Below are 16,706 nucleotides of genomic sequence, written 5' to 3'. Positions count from 1 at the left end.
CCCCGACCCCGCGACACCCGCGCCACCCACTCCGCCGATCCCGCCATTGCCGATCAGGCCGGCATCTCCACCCGCACCGCCGGCCTGCCCGGCCGCACCCGAGCCCCCGCGACCGCCGTTGCCGAGCAACAAGCCGCCCGGGCCACCGGCCGCCCCCGAAAAGTCCGGCGCGTCAGCGCCATTGCCGATCAGCGGGCGTCCCAGCAGCGCCTGGGTGGGAGCGTTGATCAACCCCAGCAGGCTCGCCAACGGAGACGCGCTGGCCGCTTCGGCGCCGGTGTAGGCGCCCGCCGCAGCCGCCAGCGACCGCACGAATTGTTCGTGGAACGCCGCGGCCTGCGCGCTGACATGCTGATATCGCTGGGCATACTCCCCGAACAATGCGGCGATCGCCGCCGATACCTCGTCGCCGGCCGCAACAAGGATTCGCGAAGTCGGTGCCGCGGCAGCGGTATTGGCCGCCGCCACCGCCGAGGAGACCCCCGCGAGATTCGTCGCAGCCGCTGACACCACGTCCGGTACCGCCATCACAAACGACATCTGCAACCTCCGACGGCCCGACGGTCGGCGCGTCATCGACGCGCTCGGCAGCCCCAAATCATAAACCCGCCGCGAACGCGGCGAGGGAAATGGCGCGGCGGACTTCGCTGGTGGCCATGCGGCAGGGGTCCCACCACCTTCCACCCCGAAACGGCCCGTTCATGAGGCTGTTCCGTTACTCTCTGGCCCCTATGGCGGGTGTGGCACCAGGCAAGCTCATCGTCCTCAACGGCGGATCCAGCGCCGGGAAGACGTCCCTTTGCCAGGCTTTTCAGGACGTGGCCGACGAGTGCTGGATCCACCTCGGGATCGACGTGTTCTGGCTCGCCCTACCACCGGAGCAACTCGACCTGGCCCGGGTGCGTCCCGAGTACTACACGTGGGACAGCGCACTCGAGGACGACGGCCTGGAGTACTTCACCGTGCATCCGGGCCCTCTGCTGGACCGCGCCATGCATTGCCGCTACCACGCGATCAGGGCCTACCTGGACAACGGTATGAACGTCGTCGCCGATGACGTGATTTGGAAACGTGACTGGCTACTGGACGCCTTGCGGATCTTTCAGGACCGTCAGGTGTGGTTGGTGGGGGTGCACGTCTCCGACGCCGAAGGCGCGCGCCGCGAGCAGGAGCGCGGCAACCGGTACCCGGGGTGGAACCGCGGGAGCGCTCGCGCGGCCCACGCCGACGCTGAATACGACTTCGAGTTGGACACCACCGCAACCCCTGTCGCTGTACTGGCGCGGCGCCTTGACGAGCTGTACCGCGCCTGCCCGCAACCCAAGGCGTTCGACCGGCTGCGCCAGCGCTTGTTACCGGCAACACTTTTCGGCGAAAACGCACCTACGGCGCCCTGATTCCCGATACGGTTGCCACGCGTCGCGTTGCAAAGTGGTCGGGGAATCAAGGCTGGTTGGCAACGCGGCGCCCCTTTGGGCGACACCCGGCCGGGTCGGGTCAATTACCTTATGTCACTTGCTCTTTCGCCCAGCGGTAGTCCGCCTTGCCGGACGGTGATCGTTGCACCTTGGGGCAGAAGATGACCTCTTTGGGCAGCTTGTAGCGGGCGATGTGACGCGCGGCCTCGGCGAGGATGTGCTCGGCGCCGACCTGGGCGCCGTCGGCCAACTGCACCAGCGCGACGACCTCGTTACCCCATCGCACACTTGGGCGGCCGGTCACCACGACGTCATAGACGGCGGGGTGCTCGTTGATCGCGGCCTCGACCTCCTCGGCGAAGATCTTCTCGCCGCCGGAGTTGATGGTCACCGAATCCCGGCCCAACAGTTCGATCTGACCGTCGGCGTCCCACCGAGCCCGGTCACCGGGGACCGAGTGCCGGATACCCTCGATGACCGGAAAGGTCCGGGCGGTCTTCCCCGGGTCGCCCAGGTATCCCAACGGAATCGGGCCCTGCTGGGCGAGCCAGCCGATCTCGTCGTCGCCGGGCGACAGGATCCGCGTCAGATCCTCGCTGACCACCACCGCGCCCGGGTTGGGTGTGAACCGGCCCGAGGCATGCTGCGCCGCGCTGGAAACCTGGCCCATTTGCGCACCCGACTCCGACGATCCCCCGGCGTCCAGGATCGTCAGATGCGGCAGCAATTCCACGAAGCGCTGCTTGAGCGGCGCGCTCAGCGCCGCCCCGCCGGTGACAAGCACGAAAAGGCCGGAAAGGTCGTAGGAACCGTTTTGTAGTTCGTCGAGCAGCGGCCGGCCGAACGCGTCTCCGACGATCGACAACGACACCACCCGTTCGCGGCTGGCCAGCGTCCACACTTCGGCCGGATCCAGGTGGGTGGTCGTCGGGGCCATCACGAACGGGCGTCCGGCGCACAGGTTGATGAACGCCGCCCATTGCGCCGCGCCGTGCATGAGTGGTGCGGCCGTCATGGATCCCGGACCGTCGGGGCGCGACCGCTCGATGATCTCGTGCAGACTGCTCACCGGCTCGCCGGTGCCGAAGGTCCGCCCGCCCATTGCGTTCATGAAGATGTCGTTCTGCCGCCAGAGCACCGCCTTGGGCATGCCGGTGGTGCCGCCTGTGTAGAGCATGTAGAGGTCGTCCGGCGACGGCACCACGTTCAGCGGCTCGTCGGACACCGACGTCAGCAACTCCTCGTAACGCACCGCCCCCGGTAACGGCGCGTTGCCGGACTCGTCGTCGACATGAATCAGGCGCGGCCGGCCCGGCGCCCGTTCGAGCGCGAGGGCCAGGGTCGGCGCGAACCGCGCCTGGTAGAGCACGGCGTCGGCGTCCGCGTTGCCGATCAGGTACACCAGCTCGTCGGCCACGTAGCGGTAGTTGATGTTGAACGGCGCGACGCGCGCTTTGTACGCGCCGAGCATCGCCTCCAGAAACTCGTTGCCGTTGGCCAGATACAGGCCGAGATGGCTCTGGCCGGATTCGTGCGGCGCCAGTTCCGAGCGTTCGCGGTGGGCGCCGAAGCCCCAGTCGTGCAGCGCACGGGCGAACCGTCGGGCGCGTTCGTCGGTTTGGGCGAAGGTGAATCGCCGGTCGCCGAAGACGATGGCGTCCCGGTCCGGGTTGGCCTCGGCCACCGCCGACACCACCTGGGCGAGGTTGAACTCCACGTGGACCTCCCAGCCGTCCGCACGTCGTGACGTCACGACAGTATCGACACCGGGCATTCATCTGACACCGTTGCGCCGCGCATCCTGCGGCGGTCAGGCATCCTTTATCCATGGATCTGGACGCCCTGCTGCATTCAATCCCGCCGCTCGCGGTCTACCTGCTGGTCGGTGGCGTCGTGGGAGTGGAGAGCCTGGGCATCCCGCTACCGGGCGAAATCGTATTGGTCAGCGCGGCGCTGCTGTCGTCGCATCACGAAATCGGAGTCAATCCGATCGGCGTCGGGGCGGCCGCGGTGATCGGCGCGGTGGTGGGCGATTCGATCGGCTACTCGATCGGCCGCCGGTTCGGCATGCCGCTGTTCGACCGCCTCGGCCGCAGATTCCCCAAACACTTCGGCCCCGGCCACGTTGCTCTGGCCGAACGAACCTTCAACCGCTGGGGCGTTCGCGCGGTGTTCTTCGGCCGGTTCATCGCGCTGCTGCGCATCTTCGCCGGGCCGCTGGCCGGGGCGTTGAAAATGCCCTACCCGCGATTCCTGGCCGCCAACGTCGGCGGCGGCATCTGCTGGGCCGGCGGCACCACCGCCCTGGTTTACTTCGCCGGCGTGGCCGCCGAACGCTGGATGTCACGCTTTTCGTGGGTGGCGCTGGTCATAGCGGTCATCTGCGGCATCACCGCCGCGATCCTGCTGCGCGAGCGCACGTCCCGTGCGATCGCCGAACTCGAGGAAGAGCACTACCGCAAGACCGGAACCCCGGCTCAGGAGAAGGCCGCCTGAGTTAGCCGAGCGCCCCTTCCCGGTCCTTCTCGAGGGGGAGATCGCCCTGCGGGCGGTGTTGCTCGATGAGTCCGTGGGCCATGACCCGGGAGCGCAGGGCCGCTTCCGCGTCGCCGACCGCAGCGAGAACGATCGCCCCTTTCATCAGGATCTGCCAGGAGCGGGCGAAATTTTCGACGTCGCGCAACCCCGCAGCTTCGGCGCGTGTGAGCACGATCTGCCGGACGTTGTCGATGTGGGCGATGCTCGCCTTTCCGGCGGGGTGGTCGGGGCCCAGCTCGAGCAGCACGTTGATGAAGGAGCAGCCCTCAAAGCCGTCGCGGTCCTGAAACCACTGATGCAGGACGTCGAAGATGGCCAGCAACTGCTCTTCGGGAGTGTCGCCCAGCGAGGCGGACCGCTGCTCGATCAAGCCGTGCGTCCAGAGCAGTTCGCGCCGCTCGAGCACGGCCAGGACCAGCTCGTTCTTGGTCGCGAAGTGCCGATAGAGCGTCGCCTTGGCCACCGAGGCACGCTCGATCACTTCCTCAGTGCCAACCGCCCGGATTCCACGCCGGCTGAACAGTTCATAGGCGGCATTCAGTATCCGTTCGCGGGCGGGCACAGGGGGCCCACCGGGGCCCGTGACGTCGGGCGTTGTCATAACGTGACTTACCGTACTCTTACCCCAGCGATGTAGACAGACAGCCCTGTCTTGTTATAGAACTGATACTCACGGGGCGAAAATTATCTGTCTGTCTTCAGATGCGCAGGACGGGCATCCTTCGCGGCGTTGTTCACGCCAGTCGAATAGGAGTGCACCATGAGCCTGGTCATTGCAGAATCTTTTTCCACACATCTCACCCTCAGTACCCGGTTGGTCTACCAGCTCGGCGAGCCACGCAGCACCCTGCGTGCGATCACCGACCGGAGCGGCGATGCGGTGGTGATCCACGCCGGCGGCGAAATCGACGCCTGCAACGAGAACACCTGGCGCCAGCTGGTCGCCGAAGCGGCCGCCACCGCCAGCGCGCCGGGACCGTTTGTCGTCGACGTGACCGACGTCGATTTCATGGGATGCTGCGCCTTCGGCGTACTCGCCGACGCCGCCCAACAGTGCCGTGACCGTTGCGTCGAACTACGGCTGGTGAGTCGTGCGCCGATCGTCACGCGCATCGTCGAGGCCTGCGGACTGGGGGCGCTGCTTCCGATATTTCCAACGGTGGACCACGCCCTCGCGGTTTCCTGACGGCTACGCGGCACCGTGGCGAGCGCCGCTGGCCGCCAGCTCACGGCCGGCGCCGGTCGGCGGCGGTCCCACTTCGAGCACCGATCGCACCGCCGCGCGCAGGTAGTCACGCAGGATGGGCAGGCCGTACCGGCCGCCCCGCAGGCCGATCCACTTCGGCAGATCGATGATGCAACTCGCGACCAGATCGACGGCACTCTCGTCACTGCGACCCCAAAGGCCTTCGGCCAGTTGTGCCATCACCCCGGCCAGCTCACGTTCGAGTGCCCGCAACTGCTCGGCGATCTCGGCCGGCATCGGCTGGCTGACGACGTCGGCGCGACGCACCGTCATCAGGCACGCCGACGACCCCGGGTACAGGTCCGGGTAGAGCAGCGAAGTCTCCGCGGCGGCGTATACCGCGTCCAGGGGTTCACTGCCGGGCTGACCCTTGGCCTCCTCGATCAGACTGGTCAGCTGGTCCAGGAAGCGGCGTTCGGCGCGGATCCAGACCCGGCCGAGCAGGCCACCACGCGACTCGAAGGTGCGGTAGATCGCGCCGTTGGAAACGCCGGTGGCCTTGGTGAGCGCCCGAATCGTCACGGCTTCGATGCCATCCTGGGCAACAAGGTCCTCGGTGGAATCAAGGACGTAATCGTGTTCTTGCAAGCGGGGACTCAACACTGCTAGATCGCTCCTTCATTGGGACGTGCTTTGCACGCTCTCCGAACCCACCCAGAGACTCCGTCGGGGCCGAAACCCCGGTTCCCTTGGAGGCCATTGTCCCCAACGAAGCGGGTTTGTACTGGGAAATCGCCCACATGGCCAACATCTCAGGCTCAACACCCATAAAGCGCTGGTTTGCGCCGGCAGCGCTTGGGTAGGTTGCGGGCATGGGCACGCGGCGCTCGGGGGGCGACCTTCCGACCGTCGGCGTGGAAGAAGAGTTTCTCCTGGTCCACCCCGACACCGGCGAACCGGCACCCCGCAACGGTGACGTGGCCGCTGAGGCCGAGCGCCGCGGCGTCGAATTGGACCTGGAGCTGGCAAGCTGCCAGGTAGAGACCACCTCCAGCGTTGCGACCAGCGCCGCACAACTGCACACGGAGCTCACTGCACTGCGGCGCATGGCTGCGCAGGCCGCCGAAGCCGTGGGTCTTCGCCTGCTGGCGCTGGGGTTGCCGCCCGTGACGCCGCACGAGTTCCCGGTGACCGACAAACCCCGCTACCGTCAGATCGGCGCGCAGTTCGGGATGGTGGCCCACGAGCAGGGCATCTGCGGATGCCACGTTCATGTCGAGGTGCCCGACCGCGGCGCGGCCATCCACGTCAGCAACTGGCTGCGCCCGTGGCTTCCCACTTTGCTTGCGCTGTCGGCGAATTCGGCGATCTACCGCAACAGTGACTCGGGTTATGCGAGCTGGCGCAGCGTGTTGTGGCGGCGCTGGCCGGTCGCCGGCGCGCCGCCGTATTTCGCCTCGATCGACGAGTACGACCAGACGGTGCGCATGCTGGTCGATACCGGGGTGATCCTGGATACCGGGATGGTTTATTGGGACGTGCGCCCCTCAGCGGATTTTCCGACCGTCGAGGTCCGGGTGGCCGATGTGCCGGCGACGGCCGCCGACACCGTGCTGCTGGCCACTCTCGTTCGGGCGGCGGTGATAACGGCGCTCGACGAGCGCGATCGCCGTGTCGACCGGTTGCCGCCGGCCGCATTGCGGGCCGCGTATTGGAAGGCCGCCCACGACGGGCTGACCGGCACCACGCTGGATCTGGTCGGCGGTCGCGGGGCAGTGCCGGTGCGCGAACAGTTGAGCGCGTTGGTGCACCGGGTCCGCCCGGCGTTGGACGCCCTGGACGAATATCACCACGTGGTCGACGGACTCGACCGCCTCACCACGCTGGGCAACGGGGCGATGCGGCAACGTCGATCGTGGCAGCGCCGCGGCGCCGCACTGGACGTGATCGAGGACGCCGCTTCCGCGACAGTCAGCTGAATCTTGGTGCTTCCGATAGCCTTTCAGGCCTGGGGCGCTTCCGGGCCGCGGTCGACGCCGGCCCGCAGCTTGACCGATGCCGAGTAGGCCAGGGTGCGAAAGTGCAGCACCGGGTCCTCGGAGGGTTCGATGCCGTCGGTGACGCGCATCGGGTCGAAGACGACGATGTCGCCTCCGCGTTCGCGCTCGGTGTCTACCCCGGTGATCTCGAGGGTTCCGATGCAGACGGTGTCGGTGCTGCGCCACGGCGAGGAGGGATCGGTGGTGGAGTCGTCGGGTCCGGCGAGCTGAACGCGGAAGTCGAAGTGCACCGGGCCGCCGGCGAGGCGGATGCCCAGTTCGTCGGTGAGGAAGTCTGGGTCCTTGCTTCGGGAATCGCGTGTTGACAGGTGTTGTGCTCCGGCGGCCGGGATCAGATGGTAGCGAACAAATCTGGCGCTTCCGTCGGCCGCGACCCAGCGGAAGGCGTGCAACCCGTGGTATTCGGTGGTGGCGTAGCTTGCCGGCGTCTTACCGGCGGCGGCCAAAACCGGCAGTGCCCTCAGCAGCCCGGGCCGGGTCGCCAGCAGGCGCGCCAGGCGGGCCGGCTTGGCCGGGCCGGGCCGCAGGGCCTTGAGCAGCTCGACGAAGCCGTCGGGTTGGCTCGCGACGAACAGCCGGGCGGTTTGGGTGGAGACGTCGGTGGTCTTCCCGTCGGGCAGGGTGAACTTGACCGCCAGCCCGCGCGGGCCCGCCGCGCCGTCCGGTTGGGATGGGTTGCCCGATCCGTTGGAGAACCGCACCAGAATCGGCACCGGCGAGCCGTCGAGATGGCTTGCGCGCGAAAGTGCTGCCGCCTCAGGCGTTGCGGTGAAGGTGCCCCGGTACAGCGTGCCTTTGGCGTGCAGGGCGCGATAGCCCGGGCAGGCACCTCCCACGCCCCGGATCGCGGCGATGGCATCGTCAGGGGTAACCGGCATGGCCGAATCCTAGGTCTTCACCGGCGCTTTCACACGGTGAGCAGTCGGTACAGACCGATCAGCCCGACCACCACGATGGTGGCGCGCAGCGCATTTGGCGACAGCCGCCGTCCGTACCGCGCGCCGATCAATCCGCCGATCAGGGAGCCGATCGCGATCAATCCGGCAACCGGCCAGCTGATGCGATCCCAGGCAACCAGCGTATAACTGAGCGCCGCAACGATATTCACAATCAGCGTGAGCAGATTCTTCGCCGCGTTCATGCGCTGCACCGATTCCGGCAGCAACGCGCCCATCACACCGACCAACAGGATGCCCTGTGCGGCGGTGAAATAGCCGCCGTAGGCGCCGACCAGGAAGGTGCCGACTACCAGCGCCGTCATCCTCGTCGGCGTGATGTGCTCGGCGGAGCGGCCCGCATCTTCGGCACGCCGGCGGGCCCACGACTGGATCCGCGGTCCGATCACCACCAGAACCAAGGCCAGGACCAGCAGTACCGGCACGATTCGGGTGAAGACCTTCTCGGGCAGGTGCAGCAGCAGGTAGGCACCCAGCACCGCCCCGGCCAGCGACGCCGGGATCTGCCACCGCAGCCGGTCCCACTGCCCGCGCAATTCCCGCCGGTAACCCCAGGTTCCGGACACGCCGCCCGCCACCAGTCCCACCGCGTTGGACATGGTGGCAGTGACCGGCGGATACCCCAGCGCGACCAGGGTCGGAAACGTGATGAGGGTGCCCGAGCCGACGAGCGCGTTGATCGCGCCGGCCCCGAGCCCCGCCAGTCCGATCAAGATCATGTGGGAAACCGACACCACGAAACCCTAGCCTCACCACAGAAAGGCGCCGCGGAGTTCGTCGCGGCGTTTGATCAAGCCGGAATCAGCGGTGTGCTCGGGTGTCCGCCCACGGCGAGTGGATCGACTGGATCGACCCGAGCACCCGCTGAGTCGCGGCTAACTGCCGGTGTAGGGCAGGTTCGGGATGTTGGGGATGTGGGGAAGGTCGTTCAGCGACGGCATCGGACCACCCTGCTGGAACAGCTGAACCGCCGCGTTTTGCCCGTTTTCGTTGGCGACCCAGTCGCGGACGGTGGTGTACAGGTTGGTGCTGGCCTCGGTGGCAAGTTTCGCGGCCAGGTCATACATCGTCATGCTGGTTCCCGGGATGACCTGAGCGCCGCGCGGGGTGTGTGGGCCGTCCTTGTTCAGGACCGTGTGGCACTCCTGGAATCCGGGCGGCGGACCCCCGGCCGGGCAGCCCTCGAGGGGGAACTGCTGGGAGAAGTCGATGTTGTAGTAGCCGGTGTGCAGGTCCGCCGGGAAGTCGGCGGGGTTGCAGGTGGGGAAGATCGGTGGCGCGAGCCGGTCCAGCTGTCCGATCGCGACGTTCTCCTCGACCCAGTTGGAGTGGGCGTAGAAGTCCTGCTGGGTGTGCAGCAGGGCACCGAAGGCCGCTCGGGCGCCCGGCCCGTCGGCCTCGACGTTGCCGTTGAGCACGGACCCGCTGAGCACGACGGGCGAGAAGACGTCCCATGCCTGGCGGGCCCGGTTGCAGATGTCGACGGGGTTGATCGAGTTGTCCAGGTGGCGGAATTCGTCAGTGGCGAACACGTCGCTGCCCATGGCGCCGCCGCCGGGCGGCGGGCCGACGAGGATCTGGTTGATCGCCAACTGGCTGACCTGATCGGCGGGCAGGGCGTTGCGGGTGATCGTCTCGTGGTACTTGACGTAGAAGGCGTGCGCCGGCGGGGCCCCGAAGGAAGCTAGTGCTGCGAGGCTCGCGACTATCGCGACGAGGATACCCAGTGGGTGTCTGCGGGTTAGCGTCATGAGATCTCCGTGCTCGATGGACGTGGTGTCGTGCGCTTTCCTAGACGTTTCCTCATGAACCTTACGAAATCAATAAACAACCCGCGATATCAGCATGGGTGAATATATTGATCAGGCGCCTAATAGGAGTGGCCTCTTGACGAGAGAGTCTGCGCCCCTTGGCTTTTCATTTTGAGGCAGCTGCGCATTCGAGTCGTGTTCCGAGGAGTTATAGATAGGGCAGCGTGATAGTGCGGTAGGTCTCGACGGTGTCTGCGAGCAGTTCGGTGAACTTGTCCCGCAGCGTTCCCGTGGCTTCGCCCACCGGCTTGTCGCAGAACCGACACTGCGCCGTGAAGCGCGTCTGCTCGGCCTCTTCGGGCCAGAATCGGCGCGGCCCGACCGCGGCGCCGGGATCGTACTGGACCGACTGGTGCGCGGCTTCGCGCAGGATCCTGCCCACCGGATGAGCCTGCGGGCATTCAAGTTTCAGCGTGCCGATGCCTTCGTTGAAGCTCATGCGGTTGACGGTATGCCAAAGCCGCGCGGCTCGCCTGCTAGACCTCGGCGGTGGTGTATCTCTTCTTGTTCGGCGGGGCGGCCAACAGTGGCGGCAGCTCGGTCACCTTGCCTTCGCCGGCGCGGAAGCGGCGGTACGCCTCGTCGTGCTCGACGGATTCCCAGACCTCGTAGATCAGCCAGTGCGCCTCGTCGTCCTCGTCGACCCAGACATCGGTCTGGACGTTGCCGTCGAACCCGCGAGTGACCTCAAGCGTCCGGCTCATCAGTTCCCGGCCGGCAGCCACCGACTCGGGCTTGAACTGGAGTTCGAGTATCACCGTCACGGACATGTCGTCTCCTTTTCGCGCCTTTGATGGGTCTGCCGCATCACCGAGCCTGAATCCTGGCAGGTCCGCTCTCGCACTTTCGCTGCAGATTTTCAGGCTCGGCGGTCTCAACTTATATAGCGTTCTCGGGCCGTCAGCCGGCTGCCCACTGCTTGGCCTGGTCGAGTGCGTCGAGGCCGAACACGGCAAGCTCACCCGGAACGATCCACGCGAGAGCATGCAGCACGTGACCGACCCAGTCGAGGTCGGTGACGATCGCGATCCGCTTGAAAGCGGAATGGTGCGGCAAGACCGTGCCGAAGCCCAGCTTCAAGTCCTCGATCAACCCGCCCGGTCCGAAACCCTCGTAATCCGACGGGATGACTTCGACGATTCTGATCTCGCCGGTGTTCAGCCGCTCCTGCAGGCTCGGCTTCATCTCGCGTAGCTCGTCACCGCGCAGCCGGCCCGATACGCGGATGCCGGTGACTCCCTCCGGCATGTCCGGCAACAGTTCAATCATCGGAATCTTCTTTCTATCCGGGGTCGGCGCCCCTTCACCCAGTCAACCCGTGCCAAATCAGTGGGGCAATCCCGTTGCGGGGGATGAACTCCCGGGGCGCACGAAGACATCGTTGAGCGTGACGGTGCGCAGCCTGCGCGCCCGGATGATTTCGACGAGTTGTCCGTAGACGTGCGTGACCGGTGTGTGGTTGAGGTGGCCGATCACGATGTTCTGAGGGGTGAAATATTGCTGCGCCAATTGCACGATGACGCCTTCGGGAAGCAACGCGGAGTCGCGCAGGTCACCGCTCCACAACGTGGGATTCTGATAACCCAGGTCAGCAGCTACCGCGTCGACCGCGGCGTCGTGGTGACCGTACGGCGGACGGAAGTAGGGCGCGGCGTCTACGCCAAAGGTGTTCCGCAGGAAGACGTGGGTGCTTCTCAATTCGGCGGCGACCTGTGCCGGCGCGAGCCGCGTCAGGTCCGCATGCGTCCAGGTGTGGTTGGCCAGTTGGATCTGGCCAGACTCCACCAGCGGCCGCAGCAGCACCGCGTTCTCCGTCCACGAACGATAGCCACCGGTGACGAAATAGGTGAGCCGGACACCGCTGTCCTTGGCGAATTGGGTGTAGAGCCGCACGACTTCGCTGTCCGCGCCGTCGTCCACCGTCCATGCCAGCAGATCGCCGCCCCCGGGAAGGTGCTTCAAGACCGCGCCTTTGGGCAGTGGTAGCCGTGAACCAGGGTCAGGCGGCGGCAACAGGTCGGGCGGCAAGGGGCCGGGATTGGGTGCTGAGCCGAGAACATCGGCGCGCGCCGGCGGTGTCGCCGCTGCCGCTACCGTCGCGGCCAGCGCGACCATGAACCGCCGCCGGTCCAGTCCGCTCACGTCTGCACTCCTCAGCCCTTGGCCGTGGCTGACAGGCTAGGCCGTCGGCGGGTGCGCGTTCCCCCGCCAACTCCGGGTGTCGCGGTCAGGTATGAAGTTGTGACCTGCAGTTGGTATGCCTGCAATCGGGCCGCGCTCCTCGGCTCTGTGCGTCGGGCAGCACGCCCCTGCGCCTTCGCGGCAGGAAAAATCACGGCGGACACAACCAACGACGACCGGATCGGTACACGGCGAACTCGGACGCGGTGCGGGGGTTCGAGGGGGGTGGTCCCGGCTGGGATCGAACCAGCGACCTTCCGCGTGTGAAGCGGACGCTCTTCCACTGAGCCACGGGACCGGCGCCGAGAGGCGAACGACGTCGAAGACTAGCACGACCGTCGTATGGGCCGAGCGGCCCAGGCCTGGTGAGCTCCTCCCGGGCCGTATTCGACACGCTCTGACCAAGGAATTTGTGTGGGCCGGTTCACTGGACTATCGTCGTGCTTCGCACCGGGCGACGATCTCGCCCGTTGCGCGCGGATGTAGCGCAGTTGGTAGCGCATCACCTTGCCAAGGTGAGGGTCGCGGGTTCGAATCCCGTCATCCGCTCGAAGGTGCGAATTGGCATCAATCCCCAGCGGTGGAGTGGCCGAGTGGTGAGGCAACGGCCTGCAAAGCCGTGCACACGGGTTCGATTCCCGTCTCCACCTCCGATTTCGACCTCCCAGCGCGATTAGCTCAGCGGGAGAGCGCTTCCCTGACACGGAAGAGGTCACTGGTTCAATCCCAGTATCGCGCACCACGGTTTCTGGCAGTTCAGAGGCGGTTATTGGAGCGTCATCGGGAAATCGTGAACTCCCCGTGAACTCCCGAGCAGCGCACAAAATGCCAGATAGAGGGGTTGTTCGCTCACTTGTCTAAGCCGGTAGACGACGCGACAGCACGCAAAATTCGCAACCTCGACGCCGCTGGACATGCCGCCGCCGAGCTGGGTGCCGACTGGGTAAATGTCGCGGCTTTCGATGTTGGCCTAGGTGGCACGTTGATTGCCGCCGTGGCCCAGACCGTTTAAACACCCTGCAGGGCATCGCTAAAGCATCCAATGGAAAGACGGACCTAGGCGAATTGCTCGCCGACATCGCCGCCGACGCAACCAGCATCACAAACCCTGCTAGCGACGGACTGACCCACGAGTCCACCGCCGTCACGCCAGTCACGATTGAATCGTTCCCTAGCACTGGCGGGCCGTACTACCGCCTGACCGCAGGACCGCCGTCCTCCAATAAATAGGGTGTCGTCCGGCGGCGTTCGGGCGTTAGATTCCGCAGATGGCCACGCCCGACGACCTGCACGAGTCGCTGACGCACCTCGAGTACGAAATAGCGATGATGGTCGCGACCCCACGCATGCGGTTCCGGCACCCAATCACACCTCGGTTCAACAAAGCCCGCCCACCCGGCTACTACTGGAACAACGACCAGGCAGTCGCCTACCTCGCCGCGATGGAGTCAGCACTCACTCACGCCCGGCTACTGGACGATTTCTTCAAGTGCACCGCGAGACCACGCAGCGGGAACAAAGCCCGCGACCGCTACGCGTTTGAGTACTGCGTCCAGAGCGGTTGGCCCGGCTTCGAAATGCTTACGTCCGAAGAGCACGACCGGATAGATAAGCAGCTCTCGCACTTCACCACCCGCCGCGCACCCCGGCACGGCCACGCTCTCCAGAACTACGCCAAACAAGCCATTAAAGCCCTGACGCTGCTCACGCACCACGCCGACACTCAATGGCAACCCGCACTGCAGGAAATACACGCAAAGGCGAAAGCAGAACAAAAGCGCGCTAACGACCCCTGGACCACCCAATGAGCGAGAATCTGAAGCTGTCGGAAGCGGCGAAGCTGTGCGGCATCAGTGCCCGCACCCTCAAACTCTTGATCGCGGACGGCCTGTTGCCGCAAGCCATCCGCACCCCGCAAGGCCACCCCCTACTCCCCGACGACGCAATACCCACGTGGCAGGATTGCCGACAACTCATCGAACAACAGCGGGACCGTCTGCTGCAGCGGGCGGCGTACCTACTGAACCGGGTCAACGTCGAACTCGAAGCGATCAGCAACGACCGCCGAAGCGCGCGAACACCCGACGCAGCCACTCGGGCTGGACCTGCTCACATCGACCAGCTACTTCCACTCGGGCCAGACCACCATTTCGGCAGCCATGCTGCAACTTGACCTTGCCCGCATGGAAGTCGAGCGGTACCACGAGGCGCTGCAGGAAATCGTGTTGAAAGACAAGCAGTAGAAAATCGGTGGCCACCATGTGCATCTGGGTACTAGATTTCGGCGAATGGCCCCCGGTGGCAACCCGCATCTACCAAAAGCAGCGACCCAGGCCGAAGTGGTCGCCGTCGCGCGCCGACTCAGGCAGCGGCTGAGCCGACACCTCGACGCGTTGGAAACCGGCGAGATCGGTGCCGTCGATGACTTGGCAGCGGTGCTTCGTACCCTCCTTGCCCACGGCAAGGGTGACGACGCCATCGTGCGGTTGTGCCACAGTCACAAGCTCCCACTCCCGCAAGTCCGGGTGTCCTTACCCGTCGCGGACGACCAAAAGATCGGTCTAGCCTTCGGCGCAATCCCTGCACCGGACGAACCGGGACACCCGCCGACCGTCGTTATGGATATAGACCGATGGCGCGGATTGGACGCGCTCATCATCAAAGGAGCGCCACGACGGGTCAACTCGTGGGAGCAACTCATCACCGAATACGCCAACACGTACGGCTCTCACCTCAGCGGAACCATCCCCCACCTGCTCTCACACGCGTCGTCGATGGGGTATAGCGGAAATCTTGACGTCGGCGAATACCTGATCCACTGCGCCGGACTGGTTGCCGAAGACGCCCTTCAGCAAGTCCTCAAAGCAATCGACGGCGACGCCGCGCAACCACCTGGGCACCGACTGCAGACTCCGCTGACCCGACTGACCGTCGAGACCAAGACGCCACCGTCCATAGAAGCTGGGTACAACGTGCTGGACCGCCCCTTCGGACAGACGCTCCAGATCGCCAAGCTCCGAGTTGACGGCATGTATTTCATGTTGGAACTGACCCGCGCCGCCGCCGATGAAACGACGTTTCACTGGGACTTCACCAGAGATAAGCCTGAATGGTGGGACGGTTCGGACAACTAACGCCAGCGTGCGAACAGCCGATACGGCCGCTGCGGTCCAACATCAAGAGCTGCTACTCAGACACAGGTACTCGACAGGAATTTCCCGTTATCGAGAGAAAATTGGCGCGCTTTGGCGAGTTTGCTAGCGACCAAAAAGGCGGCGCGAGAACAGCTTTGGATTGTCAACCGATGCCACCTAGCAGCCATGGCAAATACCATTCCGTAGTTCGTGGGCAGGGCTTGTTTGCTAGCCCTGAAGCGCTTGGGAAAACGCCCCAAGCTGTCTCGGGGGGATGAACCACGAGCTGCCGCTCCCCGCGCCTCGCGGCGCTGAAGACTTTGCGACGCCGCGCGTGCCGCGACAACCCCCCGGTGTTTCTACTTCCTCTTCCTGTTCGGGAAATACTCGTCGTACAACTCGCCGAGTGAACCGGGGAACTTGTCAGCGCCCACTGCGTGTAGGCGAGCTGCTGCCTGACATCTTTGTCGTCGATGCCTGTCGCCTTCTTGCGTACTTTTCTCAGTTGGCCGATACGTAATTCGTGACCACCAGGGGCGCCATGCTAGCTGGGTGACAATCTCAGCCGACTCTTGGACAACGTTGCCCAGGTCCGAGTTAATCATCCCGGCAGCGATTTCCTCGTCGCCGCCCTTTATGTCATAGTCCTCGAGGCTGTACCGGCGGGCGGCGTCAGCGAGGAGGAGGTATTGCTGCACAGCGGGCCTGGATATCCGAGCAATGAGAGCAGCAGTTTCCAAGTCGCGGATTGCGATTTGAAACGTGGGATGGTCCTTGTCTAGACCCACCCACGAGAACTCTCAGTTAAGGCAAGAGCTTTCAAAACAGCGCTACGTACCTCGCGCCTAGCCTTACCTGCTCCGACATAGGTGGTGATCACTGACCCGATGCCCGCAGCGCCAAGCAGAGGCATCCATTGAAGGACGTCCACGGATTAAAGCTACCCGGGCAGCTCAGCCATAGTCGGACTGTGAAACCGCACTCTAGAATCGCTCAGGGTGAAGATCCTTTCGGATGAGCAATACCGTGTGCTCTCAATCATCGCGGTGTGCAATGACAGTTCGTATCACCCCACGGCCGAGCAGGTGATGTTGTGGCACGACAATCCCACGCCAAAGGAAGCCACCTACCGGGATGCCGACGGTAGTATCGTTTCAGCGTCGTCGCTGACGTATATGCCAGCTCTTAAAGACTCTTTCGCGGCGATCGCTAAATTTGCCGCAGGGATGCGAGCCGGCGTGCAACGACAACTGCGCGACATGGAACTAGTGAGTTCCACTGAATCGCTCGTGCAGCATATGGTGCGGTTGACGTGGATAAAGGAAGTTCCCAGTTCAGGCGCGACTGTTGACGACGGTTGAAAACCAGGCCAGTCGCGACGGTTGAAAAGTAGGCCACCCGATCAGATTGGATGGGTGATCT

The 16,706-nt window shown here is 65.1% G+C and carries 19 protein-coding genes and 4 tRNA genes; 11 read left to right on the top strand and 12 right to left on the bottom strand.

All coding sequences use genetic code 11. The features are described from left to right. On the bottom strand, window positions 1-540 hold a 540-nt coding region (locus AWC08_RS08310), incomplete at its 3' end, for a PE family protein (RefSeq protein ID WP_142283471.1). A gap of 161 nt (window positions 541-701) precedes the next feature. Here AWC08_RS08310 and AWC08_RS08305 point away from each other — a divergent pair. Continuing rightward, a complete protein-coding gene (locus tag AWC08_RS08305) occupies window positions 702-1,397 on the top strand; it encodes a phosphotransferase-like protein (protein ID WP_232007862.1) in 696 nt (231 codons plus the stop codon). A gap of 109 nt (window positions 1,398-1,506) precedes the next feature. On the opposite strand, the gene AWC08_RS08300 is transcribed toward AWC08_RS08305, so the two are convergent. Continuing rightward, window positions 1,507-3,135, bottom strand: a complete 1,629-nt coding sequence (locus AWC08_RS08300; protein WP_085087680.1) for an acyl-CoA synthetase — start codon at window positions 3,133-3,135, stop codon at window positions 1,507-1,509. A 110-nt stretch (window positions 3,136-3,245) separates the two neighbouring features. On the opposite strand from AWC08_RS08300, the gene AWC08_RS08295 reads away from it, so the two are divergent. Next, entirely contained in the window at window positions 3,246-3,914 is a 669-nt protein-coding gene (locus AWC08_RS08295; RefSeq protein ID WP_065131960.1) for a DedA family protein, read from the top strand. A 1-nt stretch (window position 3,915) separates the two neighbouring features. Here the strand turns inward: AWC08_RS08295 and AWC08_RS08290 are convergent, their stop codons facing one another. Next, window positions 3,916-4,557 (bottom strand): TetR/AcrR family transcriptional regulator, encoded by a 642-nt coding sequence (locus AWC08_RS08290; RefSeq protein ID WP_065131961.1) that lies wholly within the window; start codon window positions 4,555-4,557, stop codon window positions 3,916-3,918. A gap of 159 nt (window positions 4,558-4,716) precedes the next feature. Here AWC08_RS08290 and AWC08_RS08285 point away from each other — a divergent pair, with 159 nt between their 5' ends. Next, on the top strand, window positions 4,717-5,142 hold the full coding sequence (locus AWC08_RS08285; RefSeq protein ID WP_069435486.1) for an anti-sigma factor antagonist: 426 nt from the start codon (window positions 4,717-4,719) through the stop codon (window positions 5,140-5,142). Between the two features lie 3 nt (window positions 5,143-5,145). On the opposite strand, the gene AWC08_RS08280 is transcribed toward AWC08_RS08285, so the two are convergent. Continuing rightward, window positions 5,146-5,805 (bottom strand): TetR/AcrR family transcriptional regulator, encoded by a 660-nt coding sequence (locus AWC08_RS08280; RefSeq protein WP_069435485.1) that lies wholly within the window; start codon window positions 5,803-5,805, stop codon window positions 5,146-5,148. 209 nt (window positions 5,806-6,014) lie between these two features. On the opposite strand from AWC08_RS08280, the gene AWC08_RS08275 reads away from it, so the two are divergent. Next, window positions 6,015-7,121, top strand: coding sequence for a glutamate--cysteine ligase 2 (locus AWC08_RS08275; RefSeq protein ID WP_085087678.1), 1,107 nt, complete (start codon window positions 6,015-6,017; stop codon window positions 7,119-7,121). 23 nt (window positions 7,122-7,144) lie between these two features. Here AWC08_RS08275 and AWC08_RS08270 read toward each other — a convergent pair whose 3' ends face one another. The 8 genes from AWC08_RS08270 to AWC08_RS08235 form a co-directional block, all read right to left on the bottom strand. After that, window positions 7,145-8,080: a catalase family peroxidase gene (locus AWC08_RS08270; protein WP_069435237.1), complete on the bottom strand. Its 936-nt coding sequence runs from the start codon at window positions 8,078-8,080 to the stop codon at window positions 7,145-7,147. A gap of 29 nt (window positions 8,081-8,109) precedes the next feature. Then, a complete protein-coding gene (locus AWC08_RS08265) occupies window positions 8,110-8,892 on the bottom strand; it encodes a sulfite exporter TauE/SafE family protein (RefSeq protein WP_069435238.1) in 783 nt (260 codons plus the stop codon). A 141-nt stretch (window positions 8,893-9,033) separates the two neighbouring features. Further along, entirely contained in the window at window positions 9,034-9,909 is an 876-nt protein-coding gene (locus AWC08_RS08260; protein ID WP_065137216.1) for a hypothetical protein, read from the bottom strand. A 208-nt stretch (window positions 9,910-10,117) separates the two neighbouring features. After that, window positions 10,118-10,408 (bottom strand): hypothetical protein, encoded by a 291-nt coding sequence (locus AWC08_RS08255; RefSeq protein ID WP_065137215.1) that lies wholly within the window; start codon window positions 10,406-10,408, stop codon window positions 10,118-10,120. A gap of 37 nt (window positions 10,409-10,445) precedes the next feature. Next, window positions 10,446-10,739, bottom strand: coding sequence for a putative quinol monooxygenase (locus AWC08_RS08250; protein WP_065137214.1), 294 nt, complete (start codon window positions 10,737-10,739; stop codon window positions 10,446-10,448). A 130-nt stretch (window positions 10,740-10,869) separates the two neighbouring features. Further along, entirely contained in the window at window positions 10,870-11,238 is a 369-nt protein-coding gene (locus tag AWC08_RS08245; RefSeq protein ID WP_065137213.1) for a SpoIIAA family protein, read from the bottom strand. A gap of 57 nt (window positions 11,239-11,295) precedes the next feature. Then, entirely contained in the window at window positions 11,296-12,102 is an 807-nt protein-coding gene (locus AWC08_RS08240; RefSeq protein WP_069435243.1) for a polysaccharide deacetylase family protein, read from the bottom strand. A 274-nt stretch (window positions 12,103-12,376) separates the two neighbouring features. Continuing rightward, a tRNA-Val gene (locus AWC08_RS08235) sits at window positions 12,377-12,448 on the bottom strand. Window positions 12,449-12,626: 178 nt separating this feature from the next. On the opposite strand from AWC08_RS08235, the gene AWC08_RS08230 reads away from it, so the two are divergent. From AWC08_RS08230 to AWC08_RS08195, 7 genes are all read left to right on the top strand, one after another. Further along, window positions 12,627-12,699 (top strand) — tRNA-Gly (locus AWC08_RS08230). Window positions 12,700-12,729: 30 nt separating this feature from the next. After that, a tRNA-Cys gene (locus AWC08_RS08225) sits at window positions 12,730-12,800 on the top strand. A gap of 17 nt (window positions 12,801-12,817) precedes the next feature. Beyond that, window positions 12,818-12,892, top strand: a tRNA-Val gene (locus AWC08_RS08220). Window positions 12,893-13,418: 526 nt separating this feature from the next. Further along, window positions 13,419-13,958 carry a hypothetical protein gene (locus AWC08_RS08215; protein WP_069435239.1) on the top strand — a complete coding sequence of 180 codons (540 nt, stop codon included), beginning with the start codon at window positions 13,419-13,421 and terminating at the stop codon, window positions 13,956-13,958. After that, window positions 13,955-14,323 carry a MerR family transcriptional regulator gene (locus AWC08_RS08210; protein WP_083271401.1) on the top strand — a complete coding sequence of 123 codons (369 nt, stop codon included), beginning with the start codon at window positions 13,955-13,957 and terminating at the stop codon, window positions 14,321-14,323. The genes AWC08_RS08215 and AWC08_RS08210 overlap by 4 nt, the downstream gene beginning before the upstream one ends. Before the next feature lie 115 nt (window positions 14,324-14,438). After that, the gene (locus tag AWC08_RS08205; RefSeq protein WP_069435240.1) at window positions 14,439-15,284 is read left to right on the top strand and encodes a hypothetical protein; all 846 of its coding nucleotides are present in this window, start codon (window positions 14,439-14,441) and stop codon (window positions 15,282-15,284) included. Between the two features lie 998 nt (window positions 15,285-16,282). Beyond that, complete coding sequence (locus AWC08_RS08195; protein ID WP_069435242.1) at window positions 16,283-16,645, top strand: hypothetical protein; 363 nt, start codon at window positions 16,283-16,285, stop codon at window positions 16,643-16,645. Window positions 16,646-16,706: the final 61 nt, after the last annotated feature.

This window comes from Mycobacterium gordonae, assembly GCF_002101675.1.
GTDB classification, from domain to species: Bacteria; Actinomycetota; Actinomycetes; order Mycobacteriales; family Mycobacteriaceae; genus Mycobacterium; species Mycobacterium gordonae.
The sequence above is the reverse complement of the archived record's forward strand: the minus strand, read 5'-3'. Positions and strand labels throughout refer to the sequence as shown.

Excerpts from the sequence above, each read along its gene's own strand:
- AWC08_RS08295 (WP_065131960.1), top strand. The coding sequence starts at position 3,246 with ATGGATCTGGACGCCCTGCTGCATTCAATCCCGCCGCTCGCGGTCTAC.
- AWC08_RS08260 (WP_065137216.1), bottom strand. The coding sequence starts at position 9,909 with ATGACGCTAACCCGCAGACACCCACTGGGTATCCTCGTCGCGATAGTC.
- AWC08_RS08245 (WP_065137213.1), bottom strand. The coding sequence starts at position 11,238 with ATGATTGAACTGTTGCCGGACATGCCGGAGGGAGTCACCGGCATCCGC.
- AWC08_RS08215 (WP_069435239.1), top strand. The coding sequence starts at position 13,419 with ATGGCCACGCCCGACGACCTGCACGAGTCGCTGACGCACCTCGAGTAC.
- AWC08_RS08290 (WP_065131961.1), bottom strand. The coding sequence starts at position 4,557 with ATGACAACGCCCGACGTCACGGGCCCCGGTGGGCCCCCTGTGCCCGCC.
- AWC08_RS08205 (WP_069435240.1), top strand. The coding sequence starts at position 14,439 with ATGGCCCCCGGTGGCAACCCGCATCTACCAAAAGCAGCGACCCAGGCC.
- AWC08_RS08275 (WP_085087678.1), top strand. The coding sequence starts at position 6,015 with ATGGGCACGCGGCGCTCGGGGGGCGACCTTCCGACCGTCGGCGTGGAA.
- AWC08_RS08210 (WP_083271401.1), top strand. The coding sequence starts at position 13,955 with ATGAGCGAGAATCTGAAGCTGTCGGAAGCGGCGAAGCTGTGCGGCATC.
- AWC08_RS08305 (WP_232007862.1), top strand. The coding sequence starts at position 702 with ATGAGGCTGTTCCGTTACTCTCTGGCCCCTATGGCGGGTGTGGCACCA.
- AWC08_RS08270 (WP_069435237.1), bottom strand. The coding sequence starts at position 8,080 with ATGCCGGTTACCCCTGACGATGCCATCGCCGCGATCCGGGGCGTGGGA.
- AWC08_RS08250 (WP_065137214.1), bottom strand. The coding sequence starts at position 10,739 with ATGTCCGTGACGGTGATACTCGAACTCCAGTTCAAGCCCGAGTCGGTG.
- AWC08_RS08285 (WP_069435486.1), top strand. The coding sequence starts at position 4,717 with ATGAGCCTGGTCATTGCAGAATCTTTTTCCACACATCTCACCCTCAGT.
- AWC08_RS08255 (WP_065137215.1), bottom strand. The coding sequence starts at position 10,408 with ATGAGCTTCAACGAAGGCATCGGCACGCTGAAACTTGAATGCCCGCAG.